Annotated in this window: 16 protein-coding genes; 6 read left to right on the forward strand and 10 right to left on the reverse strand. The window is 63.9% G+C overall.

The genetic code is table 11. The features are described from left to right. Positions 1–88: 88 nt before the first annotated feature. The 3 genes from HD842_RS09710 to HD842_RS09720 are packed head-to-tail and all read right to left on the reverse strand — an operon-like array spanning position 89 to position 5,002. On the reverse strand, positions 89–1,918 hold the full coding sequence (locus HD842_RS09710) for a glycoside hydrolase family 15 protein (protein WP_229424699.1): 1,830 nt from the start codon (positions 1,916–1,918) through the stop codon (positions 89–91). A gap of 19 nt (positions 1,919–1,937) precedes the next feature. Next, positions 1,938–2,717, reverse strand: coding sequence for a trehalose-phosphatase (gene otsB, locus HD842_RS09715; protein ID WP_183553885.1), 780 nt, complete (start codon positions 2,715–2,717; stop codon positions 1,938–1,940). Continuing rightward, positions 2,714–5,002: an alpha,alpha-trehalose-phosphate synthase (UDP-forming) gene (locus tag HD842_RS09720; RefSeq protein WP_183553887.1), complete on the reverse strand. Its 2,289-nt coding sequence runs from the start codon at positions 5,000–5,002 to the stop codon at positions 2,714–2,716. The genes otsB and HD842_RS09720 overlap by 4 nt, the downstream gene beginning before the upstream one ends. A gap of 446 nt (positions 5,003–5,448) precedes the next feature. On the opposite strand from HD842_RS09720, the gene HD842_RS09725 reads away from it, so the two are divergent. The 4 genes from HD842_RS09725 (at position 5,449) to HD842_RS09740 (ending at position 9,062) form a co-directional block, all read left to right on the forward strand. Continuing rightward, a complete protein-coding gene (locus HD842_RS09725) occupies positions 5,449–6,069 on the forward strand; it encodes a choice-of-anchor J family PEP-CTERM protein (protein WP_183553889.1) in 621 nt (206 codons plus the stop codon). Between the two features lie 80 nt (positions 6,070–6,149). Then, positions 6,150–6,560, forward strand: a complete 411-nt coding sequence (locus HD842_RS09730) for a post-PEP-CTERM-1 domain-containing protein (protein WP_183553891.1) — start codon at positions 6,150–6,152, stop codon at positions 6,558–6,560. A 2-nt stretch (positions 6,561–6,562) separates the two neighbouring features. Beyond that, the gene (locus HD842_RS09735) at positions 6,563–8,050 is read left to right on the forward strand and encodes a PA domain-containing protein (protein ID WP_183553893.1); all 1,488 of its coding nucleotides are present in this window, start codon (positions 6,563–6,565) and stop codon (positions 8,048–8,050) included. A 508-nt stretch (positions 8,051–8,558) separates the two neighbouring features. Further along, positions 8,559–9,062 carry a host attachment protein gene (locus HD842_RS09740; protein WP_183553895.1) on the forward strand — a complete coding sequence of 168 codons (504 nt, stop codon included), beginning with the start codon at positions 8,559–8,561 and terminating at the stop codon, positions 9,060–9,062. A 63-nt stretch (positions 9,063–9,125) separates the two neighbouring features. On the opposite strand, the gene HD842_RS09745 is transcribed toward HD842_RS09740, so the two are convergent. From HD842_RS09745 to HD842_RS09760, 4 genes are all read right to left on the reverse strand, one after another. Next, complete coding sequence (locus tag HD842_RS09745) at positions 9,126–12,446, reverse strand: DEAD/DEAH box helicase (RefSeq protein ID WP_183553897.1); 3,321 nt, start codon at positions 12,444–12,446, stop codon at positions 9,126–9,128. Between the two features lie 58 nt (positions 12,447–12,504). Further along, positions 12,505–12,951, reverse strand: coding sequence for a YgiW/YdeI family stress tolerance OB fold protein (locus tag HD842_RS09750; RefSeq protein WP_183553899.1), 447 nt, complete (start codon positions 12,949–12,951; stop codon positions 12,505–12,507). A 75-nt stretch (positions 12,952–13,026) separates the two neighbouring features. Beyond that, the gene (locus HD842_RS09755) at positions 13,027–14,394 is read right to left on the reverse strand and encodes an ATP-binding protein (RefSeq protein WP_370660818.1); all 1,368 of its coding nucleotides are present in this window, start codon (positions 14,392–14,394) and stop codon (positions 13,027–13,029) included. Further along, entirely contained in the window at positions 14,387–15,052 is a 666-nt protein-coding gene (locus tag HD842_RS09760) for a response regulator transcription factor (RefSeq protein ID WP_183553903.1), read from the reverse strand. The genes HD842_RS09755 and HD842_RS09760 overlap by 8 nt, the downstream gene beginning before the upstream one ends. A gap of 221 nt (positions 15,053–15,273) precedes the next feature. Here HD842_RS09760 and HD842_RS09765 point away from each other — a divergent pair, with 221 nt between their 5' ends. Further along, on the forward strand, positions 15,274–15,600 hold the full coding sequence (locus HD842_RS09765) for a hypothetical protein (RefSeq protein ID WP_183553905.1): 327 nt from the start codon (positions 15,274–15,276) through the stop codon (positions 15,598–15,600). Between the two features lie 20 nt (positions 15,601–15,620). On the opposite strand, the gene HD842_RS09770 is transcribed toward HD842_RS09765, so the two are convergent. The 3 genes from HD842_RS09770 to HD842_RS09780 form a co-directional block, all read right to left on the reverse strand. Next, positions 15,621–15,830 (reverse strand): DUF2945 domain-containing protein, encoded by a 210-nt coding sequence (locus tag HD842_RS09770; protein ID WP_183553907.1) that lies wholly within the window; start codon positions 15,828–15,830, stop codon positions 15,621–15,623. Positions 15,831–15,886: 56 nt separating this feature from the next. After that, the gene (locus HD842_RS09775) at positions 15,887–17,026 is read right to left on the reverse strand and encodes a glutathione-independent formaldehyde dehydrogenase (RefSeq protein WP_183553909.1); all 1,140 of its coding nucleotides are present in this window, start codon (positions 17,024–17,026) and stop codon (positions 15,887–15,889) included. A gap of 240 nt (positions 17,027–17,266) precedes the next feature. After that, positions 17,267–18,784 (reverse strand): BCCT family transporter, encoded by a 1,518-nt coding sequence (locus HD842_RS09780; RefSeq protein ID WP_183553911.1) that lies wholly within the window; start codon positions 18,782–18,784, stop codon positions 17,267–17,269. A 204-nt stretch (positions 18,785–18,988) separates the two neighbouring features. Here HD842_RS09780 and HD842_RS24060 point away from each other — a divergent pair, with 204 nt between their 5' ends. Further along, on the forward strand, positions 18,989–22,204 hold the full coding sequence (locus HD842_RS24060; RefSeq protein WP_229424700.1) for a DUF4214 domain-containing protein: 3,216 nt from the start codon (positions 18,989–18,991) through the stop codon (positions 22,202–22,204). Positions 22,205–22,281: the final 77 nt, after the last annotated feature.

Below are 22,281 nucleotides of genomic sequence, written 5' to 3' on the forward strand. Positions count from 1 at the left end.
GAAGATTTCTGCTTCATGCACACTCCATCGCAAGGTGATGCGACGAAGTGTGAAGGCCGATTATGACCCGGCCATGACGATCATGCAGTTAGACGACGCTGTTCCACGGCTTGGACAGGCGCATCGCGCAATTGATCAGGCCCACCATCGAATACGTCTGCGGGAAATTGCCCCACATTTCGCCGGTGTCCGGATGCGTGTCTTCCGACAGCAGGCCCAGGTGATTGCGCGCTGCCAGCATCGCCTCGAACACGACGCGTGCTTCGTCCTCACGGCCGATTCGCGCCAGCGCATCGATGCGCCAGAACGTGCAGATATTGAAGGCTGTTTCCGGCTTGCCAAAGTCGTCCGGCGCTTCATAGCGGCGCATGTACGGCCCGTCGCACAGCGACTTTTCCAGCGCGTCGACCGTGGCGACGAAGCGCGGATCCATCGGATCGATGAAGTTGATCTCGGCCATCAACAGCACGCTGGCGTCGAGGTCGCGTCCACCCAGACTTTCGGCAAACGCCTGGCGCTCTTCGCTCCACGCTTCGGTCAACAGGCGATTGCGGATGATTTCCGCGCGCTCGCCCCAGAACGTGGCGCGCTCGGGCAAGTCCAGTTCTTCGGCGATCTTGGCCAGGCGGTCGCACGCTGCCCAGTTCATCAGCACCGACGAGGTGTGCACACGGGCGCGCGTGCGCAGCTCCCACATGCCTGCGTCCGGCTCGTCGTACAGGCGGAATGCCTGTTCACCCACCGCTTCGAGTTGCACGAACTCGGCATGCCCGGCACGGCGGAACAGGCGGTGATCGAAGAAGGCCTGCGCCGCGCCGAGCACGATATTGCCGTACACGTCGTGCTGGAAGTGTTCCTGCGCCTGGTTGCCCACGCGCACCGGCCCATTGTTGCGGTAGCCGGGCAGGTGCTCGATGATCGATTCGGGCAGCTCTTCTTCCAGCCCGATGCCGTACAGCGGCTGGATATGCCCGCCCTTGGCGCGGGCCACGACATTGCTCAGCCAGCGCAGATAGTCTTCCATCGTGCCGACTTCCGACAAGCTGTTCAGCGCGCGAATCACGAAGAACGCGTCGCGCAGCCAGCAGTAGCGGTAATCCCAGTTGCGCTCGCTTCCCGGTGCTTCCGGGATGCTGGTCGTCATCGCGGCGATGATCGCGCCGGTGTCTTCGTACAGCGAGAGCTTCAGCGTGATCGCGGCGCGGATGACGACATCCTGCCACTCGAGCGGCAGCGCCAGGCGGCGCGACCAGGTGCGCCAGTACGAAATCGTCTCGAGCTCGAAGCGGTGCGCGGTGTCCTTGATGCCATCGGCCAGCGTTTCGTCCGGTCCGAGCATGAAGTTCAGCGGCCGGTCGAGCAGGAAGAACGACTCGGACATCACATAATTAAGCGACGCGTCGGTGTTCAGGCGAAGCGTCTGGTCGGGACCGACGTAGCGGATGTGGTGGCTGCCCTGCGTGATCTCGGGCGCCTTGGCGCCGTATTCGAAGCGGGGCCGCATGATCACGCGCACGCGCACGCCGCTGCCCAACGGACGCACGCGGCGCACCAGCATCAGGGGGCGGAACATGCGGTCGCGGCTCAAAAAGCGCGGCGCGAAGTCGGTGATCTCGATGCCGTTGCCGCCGCTGTCGAACAGGCGCGTGCGCAGCACGGCCGTGTTCGGTTCATACACCTGCTCGCTGCGGGCGAAGTCTTCCAGCTCGACGCTCCACAGGCTGCCCTTTTCGCTCGGATCGAGCAAGGCATTGAAGACCGGGTCGCCGTCAAAGCGCGGCAGGCAGCACCAGACCATCCGGCCCATGCGGTCGACCAGGGCGCTGAAGGCGCAATTGCCGATCACGCCGCAATCGAGCGAACCGGTGGGGTCAATCGTGCCCCGTGCTTCGAGGGCGTTCGGTAGTGCGGTACTCATTGTCGACTCGTGGGAATCATCATTCATGGGGTATGTCCTTTCCAATGGTTGGCGCGGCGGCCGCTTGCGACAGTACGATGCGCAATTGTTCCGCCGACGCGATGCGGCACTGGGCCACGGTGGGGCCCGGGCCGACCTTCAGGCCGATCCCGCCAATACTTTGTACTTGTGCAAAACCTGCTTCGTCGGTCGTGTCGTCACCAATGAACAGGGGCCGGTAACCGGCGAACGGCGCGTCAGCCAGGAAGTCGCGGATCGCCGTGCCCTTGCTGACGGCGTTCGACTTGACCTCGACGATCATCTTGCCTTCCATGAGCAACAGGCCCGGGCTGGCATCCACCGCCACGCGCATCGCGTCGGTGCACAGCGCCTGCAATTCGGGCGCCTGGCGGAAGTGCAGCGCCAGCGCGCCGTGCTTTTCTTCGACCCACAGGTCGGGATGGCGCGCCGCCAGCCCCTGTGCAGCCTGGCGCACCAGGGCAAAGTCGGGCGGCGTGAGGCGACGCACGACACCATCGACACCGCGCCGCTCCATCCCATGCACACCGGCTGCAGGGAATGTCAGCGGCGCCAGCAGTTTGTCGAGCTCGTTGATGGGCCGGCCGGACACGAGGGCCAGCCGCCCGTTCAGGCGCGCCTGCAGCAGCGGCAGCGCGCTGCGCAGCATGTCGGTGACGATCACCTGGTCGGGCAGTGGCGCGATGTCCACCAGCGTGCCGTCGAAATCGAGAAACAGCGCGCAATCGGGCGCGGCCAGCAAGTCGAGTGCGGCCTGCAGGTTGTCATTGGCAGCGATCATGCTTCACCCCTACGCACGCGGTCCTGGCTGAGCGAGACGATGCGCGACTTGACGCGCTCGCGCTGGCGCAGGCGCGCTGCATCCTGCAGCATGCGACCAGCCCAGCGATACACGTTGAAGTCGCGCACCCGGCGGCGCATGCTGCGCATCCGTTCGCGCTGCTCGTCGCGCGGCATGCGCAGCGCCTGGTACAGCGCTTCGGCGCCCTCTTCGATGTGGTACGGATTGACGATCAGCGCTTCATGCAGCTCGCGCGCCGCGCCGGTGAACTGGCTCAGGATCAGCGCGCCACCTTCATCGTCGCGGGCGGCGATGAATTCCTTGGCCACCAGGTTCATGCCATCGTGCAGACTGGTCACGCTGCAAACGTCCGACGCGCGGAAGTACGTGCGCAACTGGCGCTGTTCGTGGTGCTCGGTTTTCAGCACGATCGGCAGGTAGGTGCCGCTGGCGTAGCGGTCATTGATCCGCTGGGCCAAGCCGCGCACGCGCGTTTCCAGGTTCTGATATTCGTCGAGCGACGAGCGGGTGGGCGCGGCGATCTGCACGAACGTGAACTTGCCGATCATTTCCGGGTACAGCTCGAACATGCGTTCGACCGCTTCGAAGCGTTCGACGATGCCCTTGGTGTAATCGAGACGGTCGACGCCGATGCCCAGCAACTGGTCGGCCGGCAGCGACAGCGACTGGCGGATCTCGGCGCGGCAGGCGGCGATGTCCGGTTCGCCCGGGATCTCGTCGGGCCAGGCGATGGAAATCGGATACGGTTTTACTTGCGTGAGCTGGTTGCCGTAGCTGACGGTCGATGCTTCGTCTTCGATGCGGGTTTCCAGGTAGCGGTCGACCGTGTCGAGGAAATTCTTGCGGTGGAACGGCGTATGGAAGCCCAGGATCGTGCTGCCCAGCATGCCGTCGAGGATTTCTTCGCGCCATGGGCAGATGCCAAACGACTCCGGATTCGGCCACGGGATGTGCCAGAACGTGATGATGGTTGCCTTTGGCAGCACCGCACGCACCATGCGCGGCAGCAGCGCGAAGTGATAATCCTGCACCAGCACGACCGGGTTGTCGGAGCGCGCTTCGGCGATCACGGCATCGGCAAATCGCTGGTTCACGCGCACGTATTCGGCCCAGTCCGTCGAACGGAATACAGGGCGCACGTGGGCGATATGGCACAGCGGCCACAGGCCTTCGTTAGCAAAGCCATAGTAATAGCCCTGCTCTTCTTCTTTCGACAGCCAGACGCGGCGCAGCGTATAGCTCGGATTGTCGGGCGGGACCGGCACGTGGTCGTTGGCGTCGACCGTTTCGCGGTCGGCCGAACCGGCGCCATGCGCGATCCAGGTGCCGGAGCAGGCGCGCATCACGGCTTCCACCGCCGTGACCAGGCCACTGGCCGGCCGTTGCACTTTCACGCCATTGGGCGTGGCCACGTGGATATAGGGCTCGCGGTTCGAGACCACGAGGATCTGGTCACCGGCCAGGTCCTGGTTCAGCAGCAGCTTGAGCGTCTCGGGACTCCAGGTCGTTGACTCGACCGGGCTGGCGGCCAGCTCACGCTGGTAGTCATTGAGCATGGCGCGGAACTCGCTGGCCAGCGGCGCCATGTCACCTTCGACCGGCGCCGGCTGCGCCGCACCGCGGCGTGGCGAGCGCGGCAGCAGTTCGCCGCGCAGCATTTCACGCATGCCGGCCACCCAGCCATGCCAGCTCAGGTGGGCGATGATCACGGTGATCATGGAAATCGCGCCAGCCATCAGCACGAACAGGCCAAGGATGTATTTCTTGGTGTCGGCACTGCGGCGCTCGATGAAGCTCATGTCCTGTACCAGCACCAGGCGGCCGGCAGAGACGCCGTCCTGCATCAGTTCACGCGTGGAGACGTGGACCGGACCCTCTGCCAGACGGACGACAGGATTGGACGTCGAGCCATCCTCCTCGTTGCTGACCTGCCCCTCGCGGCAACCGAGCGTGGCCGGATAGGTCGAGGTCTTGTACAACAGCATGCCGTCGGTCGAGCACAGGGCCAGCGCGTACAGGCGCTCGTCCTGGATTGCGCGCTCGAACGCATCATTGATGCGCTCGCCCGAACCATCTTCGAGATAGGTCAGCAAAGGCTGTTGCAGCGTGCTCGACACCAGACGCGAGCGCGTGTCGAGGTCACGCACAAACCAGCGCTGGGTGAGATTTTCCATCCACGGAATGGCAAAGTACCCGAATAGCGCCAGCACGAGGGCAAGGGGAACGATGAACCGCAGGGACAATTGAATGGATCTGAAGCGCATGAAGCTCTTTCAATGGGACGAAGACGCCGACCGATTGATTATAGCTATCTAAAAATTATCTTGTCGCTATGGCATGCAACGGTGTCGAACCGGGTGGGATCGTCTTGTAATCAGCAAATTCATCGAAAATTGCCCGGCCACACTCACCACTGGCAAATTATTAATAGGACCTACCTTATTGCAACAAAATTGCGTCAATGCCCTGAATAAAAAATAAACTGTCGTTATTTGTATGACAAGCGTATGAAATTTGTCGAAAAATCTTACAATTATTTACCAAAGAGTCATTAGCAAAAATAATCTTCATAGAAATCAACGTCTTGTTTTGCTGGCACGTAATATGCATTGGCTTCCATAGTCGTCGAATAATCGTTACGACAGCCGATACAGGGGCTGTGACACGAATGCAGCCCCCCGTTCATCGAACAAACTTGGAGCGCAACAGAATGAAGAACGCATTACTCGCATTGCTGATTTCCGGAATGATGGCTTCGGCATCCGCCACGGTCGTAGTTGATGAAGGTTTTGACGACGTCAGCACGCTCCAGAACAAGGGCTGGATCATTGACAACAAGAGTGCCCCACTTGGTACGCTCAACTGGTTCCAGGGCGATCAAACCAAATTCGATGCCCAGAGCGGCGCGCCGGAATCGTTCGCCGCCACCAGTTTCAGCAGCGGTGTCGACGGTGGCACACTCAACAACTGGCTGTACACCCCTGAATTCTCGACCCTGCTTGGCGTCACCGTCTCGTTCTGGCTGCGGGCAGTCGACGAAGAAGGCTATAGCGACAAGTTTGCGTTTGGTTTTGTCGACACCGACGGTGTCGGATTTAACCTGGTCCCAAGCTTCACCGTTGGCAAGAATGGCTGGACCCAATACACGGCCTGGATCGGCCCACGCGAGGGCTCGGCCCGGTTTGGCTTCCAATATACCGGCGAGACAGCCGAGTCGAATTATGTTGGCCTCGATTCCGTAGTCGTCGATGTGCCTGAACCGTCGAGCATCCTGATCCTGGCCGCTGGCGCCATGGGCCTCGTTGCCGCACGTCGCCGCAAACGCGTCTGAGCGCTCCACGCCACGCTGTCCGCCGAAGCACGCTGCGCTTCGCACATTTTGCATCGAATAAGTTTTCCCAGGAGATTGTCATGTTCCAGAAACAACAAACCGGCCTGCGCGCATTGCGCGCCGCCGGTATTGCCTTTGCCCTGATGGGTTTCGCCAGCCAGTCTGCCATGGCCCAGGAAGCACCCGCTGTCTCGAATGATTCGCTGACCGTCGTGCGCGACGCCGAAACCGGCACGCTGCGCGCCCCTACTCCTGCCGAAGCGGCTACGCTGAAAGCGCAGTCCGTCAGGGCAATGGCGCGCATCGCACCGAAACCGACCCTGCAAAAATTCCACAGCAGCGGCGCACGCGGTGCCCGCCTGACCGACGAATTCATGACGACGTCGGTGGCAGTTCGTAATGCAGACGGCAGCATCAGCATCACGCACGGCGACACCCAGAATGCCGATTCGACCGGCCACGTTCACACCATTACGCCTGTCACGGAGTAATCATGCGCACCCCATCTTTCTCGCTCACCGCCGTACGCACCGTGCTGGCCACCGCCAGCATCCTGACCTGCATCGCCGCGCAAGCTGCAACCATCACCATCCAGAGCCGCGACCCAGCCGGCTTCGGTTTCAACGATCCGACCCCGGTGGCACCGGTTGGCGGCAATACGGGCACCACGCTGGGCCAGCAACGCATGAACGTGTACCGCCACGTTGCCGATATCTGGGAGCGCAATCTCCAGAGCAACGTGACGATCACCGTATCAGCCGGCTGGGAAGCGCTGAACTGCACCGCCACCTCGGCCACGCTGGGCAGCGCCGGCGCCTGGAATATCTGGAATAACTTCCCAGGCAGCAAGAAAAACACCTGGTATCCAGCAGCATTGGCCAACAAGATCGCCGGCGTCAACCTGACTGCAGGAATCCCTGACGATGGTAGTGGCTACAGCAACGTCGATATCAAGACCCAGTTCAACGTCAACCTCGGCCAGCCGAACTGCCTCGCCGGCAGCAGCTTCTACCTGGGCCTGGACGGCAATGCCGGCGGCCAGGTGAACTTTGCAGCAACCCTGCTGCACGAACTGGGCCACGGCCTGGGCTTCTCGGTCGTCAGCGTGCAGACCTCGACTGGCTTCCGTATCAATGCGGAGGGCTCGGCGTATGTGTCCGAGGGCGGCCTGCCAAGCGTCTGGGAAGAGTTCATGTATGACAACACCGCCAGGAAGAGATGGCTGAACATGACGTCGGCCGAGCGTCGCGTCTCGGCGATCAACCCGCTGGGCCTGGCCTGGACCGGCGCCAACTCGGTTGCCGGCGCCAGCATCCTGCGCGGCACGCCACTGCTGAAATCGGCCGGCCCGGGCAGCACCATCCCGACGATGGAATTCAATGCGTCATCCTTCGGCCCCGCTGCGCCAACCTCCGGCAAGCTTGGCGTGCTGACCACGCTCGCGCCTCAGGCTGGTGAAATCGGTCCTGGATGCTCGCCATTTGATGCGGCCAATACTGCAGCGGTGCGCGGCAAGGTACCGATCATCAATCGCGGCGCCTGCGCTTTCGCCGTCAAGGTGAAGAATGCACAGAACGCCGGTGCGATCGGCGTCGTGCTGGCCAACAATGCGCCCGGCGCGCTCGTTCCAGGCGGCACCGACGCTACCGTCACCATCCCATCGGTGGGTATCACGCAAGCGGAAGGCGAATTGCTGAAAGCGGCCGTGGCCGCCGCCAAGCCATACGGCTCGCGTGCACAAGCCGGTGCGGTCACTGCAACGTTTGCCGTTGACAACACCCGCAAGGCCGGCGCCGATGCCCTCGGTCGTCCGCTGCTGTACACCCCAGCCACGCTGGCGCCGGGTTCGTCGGTCTCGCACTGGGACGTGACAGCATCGCCAAACCTGTTGATGGAGCCAAGCATCAATTCGGACCTGACCCTGTCGGTGTCGCCACCGCAGGATCTGACGCTGCCACTGCTGAAGGATATCGGCTGGTAATTGACTGTCGAAGATCACGGCGCGAAAGCGCCGTGATGTACGGATGCAAAAACGCCACCTCGCAAGGTGGCGTTTTTTTTGCTGCTACCGCGATCGTCGATTAGAAGATCAGGTACAGGATGACCAGTACAACGACCGGGATACCCAGGAGCCAGCCAATGAAAAATTTACCCATGATAGTGTTCCTTCCGTGTTTGCAGTGTCGATGGGTCCATCTTGCACCCCGCAGCGTTCCCGTTCAGTACGCTACTGCACGTCCACCGGCAAATTGATCCATTTGGTATCTCGCCACCTCGTCAGGCGCGCACGGCAGGAACGCGGTGCGACGTGGATTTTTTGACGGGGCTATACTAAATCATCACTTGTCGCCAGGCAGGGAATGCGGGTCGATGCTGTGCGTCGTTCGTGTCCATTACTGCCGGCGATGGCCTCCACGCGCATCGCGCCAGCCGGGGCCCAGGCTCCGCAGCGCCAGATGCGCTCACTCACCATTCAAACAGGGGACTCTATGCCTACAACCTGGATTATCGCGGCCAATGCCGGTCGTGCACGTATTTTCGCCGATGCCAAGTCTGCCAAGTCGCTGCAAGAAGTGGAAGACATGGTCAATCCTGCTGCGCAAGGGCGCGTCAGCGACATCGTGACCGACCGCCTGAGCCCGCGCTCGGCCGGCAATAGCGGCCACAATATCGGCGGCGGTCAGGGCGGCGGCTTCGAGCACGCGGCACAGGCCGGTGCGCCGGGCAGCGACTACCAGCCAGCTGTCACGCCGGCCGAGCACGAAGCGCAAAAGTTTGCCAAGGACGTCGCCGCATACCTGTTGCAAGGGCAGCAGAAAGGCCAGTATCAGCACCTGATCGTGTCCGCATCGCCCGAGTTCCTGGGCCTGCTGCGTACCGCAATCGATCCGCAGGTCAAGGCGCTGATCACGCATGAGCTCAACAAGGATTACACCCACTCGAGCGGTCACGAACTGCGCGGCCAACTCGCAGCGCATCTCGAAAAAGCCTAAGGTTTAAAGACCGCAAGGTTGCACCTACCCTGACAGGCCCGCCACTTCGGCGGGCCTGTTGCGTTATGGCCGTGCGTGCTCGACCGGCGAGAATATCTCGCGCAGGTCCTCGGCCCCGATGGCGGGTGCCAGTTCGGTATCGCCCGCGAGCAGGGCATTGGCCAGATCGCCCTTGCGGCGCTGCATGTCCTGGATTTTTTCTTCCAGCGTGCCGCGCGCGATCAGCTTGTAGACGAAGACCGGCTGCGTCTGGCCAATGCGCCAGGCGCGGTCGGTGGCCTGGTTTTCGCTGGCCGGATTCCACCACGGATCGTAGTGGATGACCGTATCGGCCGCCGTGAGATTGAGGCCCACACCGCCCGCCTTCAGGCTGATCAGGAACACACCCACCTGCCCCGCCTGGAACGCAGCAACCGGTGCGGCGCGGTCGACCGTGCTGCCGGTGAGTTCGACGTAGGCGATACTGCGCGCGTTGAGTTCATCCGCGATCAGCGCCAGCATGCTCGTGAACTGTGAAAACACCAGCACCTTGCGCCCTTCGCTGATGAGGGTATCGAGCAATTCCATCAGCGCCTCGAGCTTGGCCGAGCCACCCGCCGCGCCTGTCTTGAGCAGGCGCGGATCGCAGCACACCTGGCGCAGCTTGAGCAGCGCCTCGAGAATGACGATATGGCTGCGCGCCAGGCCCTTGCGGTCGATCTCGTCGCGCACCTTGCGGTCCATCGCCACGCGCACCGTTTCGTACAGGTCGCGCTGCACGCCACCGAGCTCGACCGGCAGGATGATCTCGGTCTTGGGCGGCAGCTCGGTCGCCACCTTGTCCTTGGTCCGGCGCAGCATGAACGGTTTCAGGCGCCGCACCAGCAGGTCCTTGCGGCCCATGTCGCCGCCCTGCTCGATCGGTTTGCGAAACACGGTATTGAAGCCCCGCTCGTCGCCCAGCAGGCCCGGCATCAGGAAATGGAACTGCGACCACAGTTCGCCCAGGTGGTTCTGCACCGGCGTGCCGGTCAGGCACAGGCGATGGCGCGCGTCGAGCAGGCGCGCCGTCTGCGCCGCCTTGCTGCGGCTGTTCTTGATGTACTGCGCTTCATCGAGGATCAACAGGTGATAGCGGTGGCCGCGCAGCGCCACTTCGTCGCGCCCGAGCAGCGCGTAGGTGGTCAGGACCACGTCGGCGTCGCCGATGCCATCGAACAGCGCCGTGCGCTCCTTGCCATGCAATAGCAGTACGCGCAGGCCAGGTGTGAAGCGGGCCGCCTCGGCCTGCCAGTTGGGCATCAGGCTCGTGGGCGCCACGACCAGCGCCGGACGGTCGAGCCGCCCCGCTTCTTTCTCGACCAGGATGTGGGCCAGCGCCTGGATCGTCTTGCCCAGGCCCATGTCGTCGGCCAGGATGCCACCGAATTCGTACTCGCGCAGGAACTGCAGCCAGGCCAGGCCGCTGCGCTGGTAGGGCCGCAGGTCGGCCTGCAGGCCAACGGGCAGTTCAACTGGCCGGATGCCGTCGAAATCGTTGAGCTTGCGGCCCAGTGCGCGCAAGCGCTCGCCGCCCATCCAGCGCAGGTGTGCTGCGCGCTCGAGTTCGGCCAGGCGCGCCGCATCCATCACCGGCAGGCGTACCCGGCTGCCCATGCGCTCGTTGAAATACAGCTCGCCCAGCGTGACCAGGATCGGCCTGATGCGGCCCCAGGTCACGGCCACGCGTGTTTCGTCGTCGAGTTCGATCACCAGGTCGCCCTCGTCGGCGCGTGTGGCCAGGACCACCGGGTCGAACTCCTGCGGCGCGGCGCGGATCATCTTGAGCAGCAAGGGCAGCAGCGCGTGCCGCTGGCCGTTCACGACGATGCCCAGCTCGAGCGCGAACCAGGCCTGCCCGCCCTCGCCTTCTTCATCGAGTTCGGCGTACCAATCATCGACTTCGGCCAGGTGGTAGCGATAATCGCCTTCGATCTCGACCTGCCAGCCGTCCGCCTCCAGGCGCGGCAGCGCATCGCGCACGAAGCCGACCCAGGCCGCCTCGTCGGCAAGCTGTAAGGCGCCGGGCAGATCCAGCAGTGGCGAGTCGGGTGGCGGTTCGGCAAACCCGAGCCCGGTCAGCAACGCCCGCGCTGCCGCCTCGAGCGCGGCATCGCGCACGATGAGCTGGACCCTGGTGTTTTCGACGCGGCGCAGCACCGGCCCGTCGTCGGGCTCCGCGATCCAGCCGTCGTAGTCGAACATCAAGGTGGCATGGTCGTACCAGCGGTAGTCGCCGCGCTGCCTGGCCAGCATGCTGTCGAGCACGAGCAGGGGCACGGGCGCCACGTCGCTGCGCTCATTGGTTTCCAGCACCTGTGGCAACGGGAACACGCCATCCAGGCCAAGCTCGGCCATGCGCGTCGCCACGCTGGCGCGGTGCTCCGGCCATAGCAGCGGCGCCTGCTCCACCGCGCCGAGCAGCATCTCCAGCGGCAAGGGCGCCAGCAAGGCCGGCAGCGTCAGCTCCCCGATCAGGTCACCGTCGATGTAGCAGGCCGGTTCGGTTGGCAGTACCTCGTCGGGAATCTGCTGCTCGCGCGCGCCGCCACCGGCAAATTGCCAGCTCAGCTGAAGCGCATCGGGATCGCCATCGAGTGGATGCCAGTCGATCACGGCCGCGCGCTTCGGGCCGGCCAGCAGCGGCGCGACCCGGCCGCGCGCCAGATCCTCTGGCGTGTGGGCGCGCAGTAGACGTTCTTGCGCGACCAGCTGGGCCAGCAGGCGTGCGCCCAGCGCGCCTTGCGGCCGCGCGACGCCCAGGCCACCCGACGCAGCGGCCAGGCCGGCAAACTGGCGCAGCAGCTCAACGTCGCCGGTCGCGATCCAGGCGGGTGGATCGCGCAGCAGGCCGTGGTGGTTGACGTCACCCGAGCTGGCGCCAATGCCGCCGCGCTTGCCCTGGCGGCCCTTGCGCAGGTGCAGCCGGGAGTGGCCGTGCAGATCCGGCACCAGGACCCAGGCCAGGATGGTCACCGCGCCCGTGCCCGCCAGCGCCGGCTGCGTGATCTGGCTCAGCTGCGAGAGCTGCATGAGCCAGTGCTGCGCGACGGCGTTGGCCGCGCCGGGGGCTTGCCGGGCTTCGCGCTCGCGGCACTCGATATCCTTGATCAGGACCGCCACCACGTGCTTGCAGTTGTAGCCCACCGGACAGGTGCAGCGACCGTCGAAGTTGATCTGCTCGCGGCGCGTGAACACGCGGATGGTCTGATGGTAGACCGCCCCGCCGCTGCCGGCGACTTCGCCAATCAGCCGGTCGGCCTGCCACTGCGCGACCAGGACATGGCCGTCATCGGCGTAATCGTGGCCACGCTTCAGGGCGCCGGAGTCGAAGTTGTGCGTCAGGTCGGCGTAATCGTAATGCATGGGCGAATCGGACAATCATGGCGGCGAAGCCACCATTATCGCCCGAACACGTCAATTCTTACTGCGCGACGACCTTGATCTGCTCGACGTCCACGGTAGAGTCGCCGAACATTTCCTTGTCGAACTCGCCGGTGAGTTCCACCAGCGTGTTGTGATCGACCGTCACGCCGGCCGGAAATCGATCAGCGTCGATCTCGACCATGATCTTGCCGCTGGCGTCGGTGAACTCGTAGTTCTCGTCGCCCTTGTGGCTGGTGAGCTTGCCCTTGAGGCGCACGTACTGGTCATCCTTGCCATTGGCCAGCAAATCCTTGGCGGTCATCAACGGCGCGCCCGATGGACCGGCATAGCCCGATGGCGCGGCCTTGGTGGCCGGGGCGGCAGTTGGCGCTACGGTGGCGGTTGCAGCCGGCGTTGTGGTCTGGGTTGCAGCGGTCTGGGCAACAGCAGCGGCCGAACCGGTGATCAACAGGGCGATGCAGGCGATGTGCGAAATACGTTTCATGGTCAGTCCTCGGTAGTTGGTGGGTCGTTGCCTGCACAGCGTTGGCAGGCACAGACGCATTACACCGGCGGGACATTAAACCGATCTTAAGGACGCGTCGAAGTCGAGCGTGACACCCAGGCCGCGCCCGTCCAGGCCGGCGCCGAAAGTCAGCGCGATGCCGTGCAGATCGGCGATGCGCCTGACGATCGAGAGCCCGAGTCCGCTGCCCGGCTGGCCCTGCCCCAGCACGCGAAAGAAGCGCTCGCTCAGGCGCGCGCGGCTGGCTGCATCCACGCCCGGGCCATTGTCGCGTACGGCAATGCGGTCGAATCCGCCATGCCGGCGCGCATCGATGGCGATGCGGCTGCCATCCGGGCAATAGCGCAGCGCATTGTCGAGCAGGTTGCGCAGCACGATGTCGAGCATCTGCGGGTCGGCCTCCACATGTTCGAGCTCGCAGTGCACGGCGATGGTGATGCCACGCGCCGCCGCTTCCTGCGCATGCGAGCCCACGAGGCGCTCAAACAGCGCCGGCAGAGGCACCCGCTGGCGCACCAGTTGCTCGCGCGCCAGCGGGTCCAGACGCGCCAGCGTCAAGAGGCTGTCGACCAGCCCGGTCGTGCGCGCGATATCGTGGCGCAGCTTCTGGAACGGCGTGGCCAGTTCGGGATGCTGGCGTTGCAGCAGCTGCACATGCATGTGCAGGCCTGCCAGCGGCGTGCGCAGCTCGTGCGCAGCGTCCGCAGTAAAGCGGCGCTCGGCCTGCAGCGCCGCATCCAGGCGACCCAGCACGCCGTTGAGCGCCTGCACGATCGGCAGCACTTCGCGCGCCTGACCGGCGGTGGGCACCTGCGTCAGGTCGTGCGGTGTCTTGGCCGCGATGGTGGCCGCCGTCTGGCGCAAGGGTTTCAATACGCGCCCGGTCAGCACCCAGCACACGAGCGCCAGCAACAGCAGGAAGCCCAGCACGGGCAGCCACAGCGATTCAGCCAGCTCTTCCAGGATGTCGAAGCGCTTGCTCTGCTGCTGGCCGACCTGGACCTCGACGCTGCGCGCCGCGTCGCGCACGACGAACACGCGCCACGGATCGCCGTTGTTGCGCACATCAGCAAAGCCGTCCTGGTCGTCAAAGTCCGTTACGAACGGCTGCGCGGGCGCGCCGCCGGTACGCTGGACGACGCGTCCGCCTGCCACGATCTGGTACTGCATGTCGACCTTGCGACCAGGCCGGCTCTCGAGCCCGGGCCACAGCAACAGGCCGCGCTCGTTCCAGTCGGTGGTGGCAGCCATGATCATGTGGCCCGATTCTTCGAGCGCATCGTCGAACACGTCGTTGGTCTCCTGCCAGGCGATGACGGTGACAATGCCCAGGCTGGCCAGCCACAGCACGGTGCTGGCGGCCACGATGGCGATCAAGAGGCGCCGACGCAATGACCACGGCTGCACCGGCGAATCATTCACCATCAGTCTTCATCCGGTAGCCCAGCCCGCGCACTGTGACGATGCTGTCGCTGCCGAATTTCTTGCGCAGGTTGTGCACATAGACCTCGATCGCATTGCTCTCGACTTCGTCACCCCAGCCATACAGCGTCTCTTCGATCTGGGCCCGGGTGACGATGCTGTTCTTGCGCAGCAGCAGCGCGTACAGCACGTTGTACTCGCGCGCCGTCAGCGCGACGGGCACGCCGCGCAGGCTGGCCGCCTTGGTGTCCAGGTTCAGCGCGATCTCACCGTGCACGAGGTCATTGCTCACCTGGTTCGCGCCGCGGCGCACGGCTGCGCGGATGCGAGCCGACATTTCCTCGAGTTCGAACGGCTTGACCAGGTAGTCGTCGGCGCCCAGGTCCAGGCCTTCGACACGATCGGCCAGGGCGTTGAAGGCTGTGATCAGGATGACGGCCACGCCATTGCCGGCGGCGCGCAACTGGCCCAGCAAGGCGTCGCCGGACAAACCCGGCAAGCCACGGTCGAGCAGCACGCAGTCGTAGCGATGGGTCATCAGGGCCGTCTGCGCCGAGTCGCCGCGCTGGACCCAGTCGACGGCGTGGCCATCAAGCCGTAACCAGGCCTGGATGGTGTCGCCAAGGGAGAGGTCGTCTTCGACGAGCAGAATGCGCATGGGTATGGAATCAATAGATGGAATGACTTACCTTGCCATGCTTGCGCGGCAAGATGAACCGAATCTTAAGACATTGGCGCCGCGGATGAGAATCCGTGAGTTTTGAATGATGTCGATGCCGTAGACTGGCAATTTTCCACATTCGACTTCAAGCCATGACATTCCGACTTGCATTGACTCGCCTTGCTACGCCGGCAGCCTCGCTGATAACGTGCCTCGGCATGCTGACAACTGGCTCAGCGCTGGCTGCTGAGACGAATTTTTGTACATCGATGTGCGAATCGACGCAGCGCGAATGCCGCGTCGAGGCCAGCTCGGGTGGTAAGGAACGCTTCGTGCCACCGCCGGAGACCGCTGCCCGTAATCCGCTGGCGCGAACGGCCGAGGGCACAGTGCCCGGGCAAGGTGCCCGCGCCCTGCAGGCTGCAGGCGACACGCATCGCCGGCTCGACCGCGCTGGCGCCTGTGACAAGACGTACCAGCAGTGCACGCGCAGCTGCCTCGTCCAGACTGAAACGAAACAGCAGGCAGCACCGGCGCAGCGCTGAACCATGAAGAGGCGCTGGCTTTACGCTTTCTTCAGCGCAGACGCCTTGTGCGCCGCCTCGGCCCCGGTCTTGTCGCTGACCACCAGGTATTCCGGATGCTCTTTGGACGCTGCGACATGGTGACTCTTGATGTCGGTTGGCGCCGTCAATTTCTTCTTGACCTTGCCGGTGACCGTGCCCTGGGATGACTCCCACTCCACCTTGTCGCCGGCCTTGAACGTTGTCGTCATGGCCCTGCTCCTTTCAGCAATGACGTGAACCGGGTTGCCCCGGTTCACGTTGCAACTTACTGGCCCGGCTTGAGGATCACCTTGGTCCAGCCATCAGCGCGCTCGTCGAACTTCTTGTACGCGTGCGGCGCTTCGTCCAGCGACAGCTCGTGCGAGATGATCTGCGACGGCTTGGCGCGGCCGGCGTGGATCAGCTTGGCGAGGCTGCGGTTGTAGGCCTTGACATTGGCCTGGCCGTTGCCGATGCGCTGGCCCTTGAACCACAATTTGCCGTAGTCGAACGCCAGCTTGCCTTCCTTGGCCAGCTCGTCCTTCGCACCCGGATCTTCCGGCAGGAACACGCCCACCACACCGATGCCGCCGGTTGGCTTGACCGCTTCGACCAGATTGTTCATGGTCAGGTTCGGCACTTCCTTGCCGTGCTTGTCGCAGCACTGGTAGCCCACGCATTCGCAACCGCAGTCGGCGCCCTGGCCGTCCGTCAGTTCCTTGATCTGCGCAGCGCCATCGCCTTCGATGTCATTGATGCCGATCGCGCCCATCTTCTCGGCCAGCGCCAGGCGGTCCTTGTTTGGGTCGACGACGAACACGCGGCTCGCACCCTTCAGGAAGGCCGACATTGCCGCCATCAGGCCCACCGGACCGGCGCCATAGATGGCCACCGAGTCGCCCGGCTTCATCTGCGCTAGTTCGGTCGCGTGATAGCCGGTCGGGAAAATATCCGACAGCATCACGTAATCGTTTTCCTTTTCCTGCGCATCCTTTGGCAGCACCAGGCAATTGAAGTCGCCGTATGGCACGCGCAGCAGTTCAGCCTGGCCACCGCTGTACGGACCCATGCCGGCAAAGCCGTAGGCCGCGCCCGCGCTGCCCGGGTTGCAGGTCAGGCAAAAACCGGTCAGGCCGCGCTCGCAGCTTTCGCAAAAGCCGCAACCGATATTGAATGGCAGGCAGACCATGTCGCCGACCTTGACGCGGTCGACGGCCTTGCCGACGGCGATGACTTCACCCATGTTCTCGTGACCGAGGATGCGGCCCGTTTCCATGCTGGTGCGGCCCTCGTACATGTGCAGGTCGGAACCGCAGATGTTCGTGGTGGTGATACGCACCAGCACATCGGTCGGCTTCTCGATCGTGGCGTCCGGCACGTTCTTGATCTGGACATCGCATGGTCCGTTGTAGACAAGTGCTTTCATTGGGTTCCCTTCGTGAGGCGTTCGGTGAATAAAACACCTACTTTGGGAGGCGCACGATTGATGCTCTGTTCGCCAGGTCACAGACCGGGCGGCAGCGGCGCATGCGCCTACGTGGCATGGCCCATTAGCGCGCCGAGTCGATAACGAGAGGAAATTTGACGGCGAATCAGAACATCAGCGCCTAAAAAAACGGCCAGCCCGCAACTGCGGCTGGCCGTTCGTGTCGTACGAGATGGACGCTTACTTTTCGACGATCTGGCGCACGCGGCGACGCAGTTCGCGTTCCTGCTTCTCGTGCGCAGTCCAGTCTTCGCGCACCCCGCGCCAGAGCGAGATCAGCATCAGGATGATCACCAGCGAAAACGGCACGGCAAACACGATGGTCGCTGTCTGCAGCGCCTTTAGTCCCCCTGCCAGCAGCAGGCTGATCGCAATACCGGCGATCAGGCCGCCCCACAGCAGCTTGCTGCGGGTCGACGGATTTGGATTGCCGCCGCTGCTCATCATGCCCAGCACCAGAACGGCCGAATCGCCCGAGGTCACAAAGAACACCAGCACCAGGATCGTGGCCACGCCCGACATCAGCATGCCGAACGGCATCGCGTCGAACATCGCGAACAGCGCAGTGGCCGTGTCGGCGCGCACGGCGTCGGCAATCGGGATCTGCTGCCAGATCTGCATGTGCAGCGCGGTGCCGCCAAAGATCGAGAACCAGATGAACGCCGCCAGCGTCGGCGCCAGCATCGTGCCCAGGATGAATTCACGGATCGTGCGGCCACGCGAGACGCGGGCGATGAACAGGCCCACGAACGGCGACCACGAAATCCACCAGGCCCAGTAGAAGATGGTCCAGCTGCCAACCCAGGTGCTGTCGCGGAACGGCGTCGCGCGCAGGCTCATGCGGACGAATTCGGTGACGTAGTTGCCCAGCGTGCTGGTCAGCGTGTCGATGATCGCCACGGTCGGGCCAAGGATGAAGACGGCCAGCGCCAGCAGCGCAGCCATGATCATGTTGGTGTTCGAAAGGATTTTCACGCCGCGCGTGACGCCGCTGACGGCCGACCCAAGGAACATGACAGTAGCCAGCACGATGATGCCAATCTGCGACGCCTCGCTCACTTGTACGCCGAACACGGTGTTCAGGCCATTGTTGATCTGCAGCGCGCCCACGCCAAGCGACGCTGCCACGCCAAAGGCGGTCGCGACCACGGCCAGTCCGTTGAAGAACCCGCCCATGTGCTTGACGATCGGCCACGGCAGCGCGTCCGTTACGGTGCTGACCAGGGCGACACCGCCGCGCCGGTACTGGAAGAAGGCAATCGCCAGCGCCACGGCGCTGTACACGGCCCACGGGTGGATACCCCAATGGAAGAAGGTGTAGCGCATGGCAGCGCCCGCCGCTTCCGGCGTGTTCGACACGGTACCGGGTGGCGCTTCGATGTAGTGCGAGATTGGTTCGGCCACACCAAAGAACACGAGGCCGATGCCCATACCGGCGGCAAACAGCATCGAGAACCAGCTGCCCAGCGCGAATTCCGGCTCGTCGTCATCGCCGCCGAGTTTCAGGTTGCCGTAACGGCTGAAGGCCAGGAAGGCAACAAAGACCACCATGCCAAGGACGACCCAGAGGTAGAACCAGCCGAAGTTGCGGGTGACGGTGGCAAGCGCGGTCTCGAAGATCGGGCCCATGGTGTCGGGCGAAATGACGCCCCACAGAACGATGGCGAGGATGAAGCCCGCCGATAATGCTGTCTGCATAATTTCTCCAGAGACAGAACGCGCGGGGCGTTGTGATAGTTAAATGACCACGCAATTGTAAGTGATTTGTAAATTTGCTGCGGCGCAGCAACTGCATGGCGTGCGCGATCTGTATGCAAAACGCATCATGCCGTCAATTATCTGGACAGGGATGTGTAGTTCCGCAATAGTCACGGCCATTACGATATTCACTGGATTTTTTGCATGATCAATGCCCTGCTCCAAAGCGCCGGCCCCGGCCCCGTCCCCGTCAATCTGACCGGTACCGAACAGAATGACACCATCCATGGCAGCGAACAGCGCGACAACATCGATGGCGGCGAGGGGAACGACACGATCTACGGTTACGGTGGCAATGACGACCTGCGAGGCGGCGGCGGAAACGACCGCATCGAAGGCGGCGACGGGGATGACCGGATCGAAGACAGCCTCGGCGCCAACCACTTCTTCGGCGGCAACGGTAACGATACCTTGACCGGTTCCAGCGGCAGCACCTACGCTGGCGGCGCCGGCAACGACTATATCCAGATCAGCTGGTTTACGAACGGCGTGGCAACCGTTGCCGATGGCGGTGCCGGCAATGACACCATCGCGATCGATGTCTCGAGCTTCATCGCAGGCACCGGCAGTCTGGCCGGTGGTGCCGGCAGCGATCGCTTCGTCCTGAACCACTTCGGTCCGCTTAATTTCGCGCAAGAGATCGTGATCACCGACTTCACGACGGGCGCAGGCGGCGACCAGATCGACATCCTCCGGATGTTCAACTTCGAACCGGTCGGCAATCCCTTCGACACAGGCATCCTGCGACTGGTCGCATCCGGCGCCGACACCCTGCTGCAAAAACAGAGCACGGGCGATCCTGCGCTCTATCTCACTTTGGTCACCCTGCGGGGCGTCACGCCCGGGCAGGTCGGCGCAGCCAATTTCGTTAATGGCTTCGATCCGCGCGGCGGCACCGCCGGCATGCTCCTGACCGGTACTGCGGGCAACGACACGCTCAATGGCACGGGGCTCGACGACAAGCTGCTGGGATTGGGCGGCAACGACGCTCTGTTCGGCGGCGCCGGCAACGACCTGCTCGACGGTGGCGACGGCGATGACACGCTGCACGACGGTGCCGGTGACAATGTCCTGCGCGGCGGCGCAGGCAAAGACCGGCTCGAGAGCTACTCGGAAGGCACCAACCTGCTCGAGGGGGGCATCGGCAATGATTATCTGTTCGGTGGCAGCGGCGCCGACACCATGCTGGCAGGCGCCGGCGGCGACTATCTGAACCTGCGCGGCAACGGTGCGCCGGGCCGCATCATCACCGTCGATGGCGGAGATGGCAACGACACCCTGGTGTTCGACGAGACACGCAACGCCGTGGCGATCCGTGCCAGCGGCGGGGCCGGCGCCGACCTGTTCGAGATCCTGGCAACCGGTACGAACCTGATCATCACCGACTTCGGCAGCGACGACCGCATCGACCTGAGCCGTGGTCTTCCGTATGGCCTGACGGACAATCCCTTCGGCGCTGCCGGTTATCTGAACGCACGCCAGCAAGGCGCGGACGTGGCGTTGTACATCGATCTTGACGGTATCGCGGGCAGCACTCATGCGCCCGAGCTGGCGGCCGTCCTGGCCAACGTCTCGCTGGCATCGCTCGGCAGCACGCAGTTCGTCAACGGCTACCACCCCAATGGCAGCACCCAGGGCAGCGTGCAGACCGGCACTGCTGGAAATGATGTGCTGGTGGGCGACACACAGGACGATACGATCGATGGCGGCGATGGCGACGACCAGCTCGACGGGCGCGCCGGCAACGATACCCTGCGCGGTGGCGCGGGCGACGACACGCTGGACGGCAACGTTGGCAATGACCTGCTGCAGGGCGGCGCAGGCAAGGACCAGCTGTCCGGCGGCGACGGGGACGATACCCTCGAGGGTGGCGATGGCAACGACGACCTCAGGGACGCGCAGGGCGCGAACATCCTGCGCGGCGGCGAAGGCGACGACCGGCTGCGTGACGATGGACTCTGGGTGAGCGGCGCCGGATCGCTGCTCGATGGCGGCGCCGGCGACGACAGGATCGACGTCGAAGGCAGCGCGGTCAGAAAGATCATCGGCGGCGCCGGCAACGATGAGATCACGCTGAGCCACGGCAGCGAACCGGCCGACGCGCCCAGCCTGCAGATCGATGGCGGCGAGGGCGACGATACGATGAGGTTCCAGTACCTGGACACGTCGCGCCGGATCGACGTCACGGGCGGCGGCGGCAGCGACCATTACAGGTTCAACGAATTCAACGATCCGGCCGCAGTAATCACGATCCGTGATTTCCAGACCGGCGCCGGCGGCGATATGTTGGACGTTTTTTCCTTCTTTTACTACCGCGCCGACAATCCCTTCGGCATGGGCGGCGCCGCGCGCATGGTTCAGTATGGCAGCCACGTGCTGCTCCAGATCGATGCAGACGGCGCGGCCGGTCCGAAGACGTTTGCCACCCAGGTCGTGCTCGAGAACACGACGGTCAGTGCGTTCACGTCCGACAACTTCCATGAGGGCAGCCATCCGGACGGCTCGTCGCGCGGCCAGACGGTCGTTGGCAGCCTGCTCGACGATCGCCTCTCCGGTGGCCGGCTCGACGATCTCCTGCGCGGTATGACTGGCAATGACACCATCGACGGCGGTGCCGGCAACGACGTGCTCGAGGGTGGCGACGGCAACGATTTCTTGCACGGCGGTGAAGGCAACGATGCATTGCGCGGCGGCGGCGGTAACGACGTCCTGGACGGCAACCAGGGCAACAACCGGTTGTATGGTGACGACGGCAACGACGTGCTCATTGGTGGGGCCGGCGACGACCTGCTGCATGGCGGCGCCGGGATCGACACCGTCCGTTATACGGCCGGACGCGACAACTACACGATTGCCGGCTCGGCCGCGACCGGCACCTGGACCATCCATGAACGGGTAGCAGGCATGAACGACAACCGCGACCAGCTCGAGTCCGTCGAACGTCTGCAATTTACCAACCGCACGCTGGCCCTGGACCTGGACGGCGCAGCCGGCCAGGCCTACCGCATCTACCGCGCCGCGTTTGACCGCGCGCCCGACGAGCTTGGTCTGGGTTACTGGATCGCAGCGCTTGATCGCGGCGCATCGCTCGACGCCGTCGCCGGCGGGTTTGCCGACTCGCGGGAGTTCCGTGACATGTACGGCGCGGCGCCGAGCAATGCCGCCGTGGTCACCCTGCTCTACCGCAATGTGCTGGACCGTGCGCCGGACGACGGTGGCTTCGCCTTCTGGCTCGACGTACTCGACTCGGGCCGCGACAACGTGGCAGGCGTATTGGCCTCGTTCAGCGAAAGCGGTGAAAACGTCGCGGCAGTGGCGGACCTGATCGGCCAGGGCATCGCTTACCAGCCCTGGGAGTGATGAGACGCAACGGGCGCGGACTGTATTTTCCAGGCTACACATAGTTCGCCACGGCAGCGGGTTTGGTCGCATAATTC

Source organism: Massilia aurea, assembly GCF_014200505.1.
GTDB lineage: Bacteria > Pseudomonadota > Gammaproteobacteria > Burkholderiales > Burkholderiaceae_D > Telluria > Telluria aurea_B.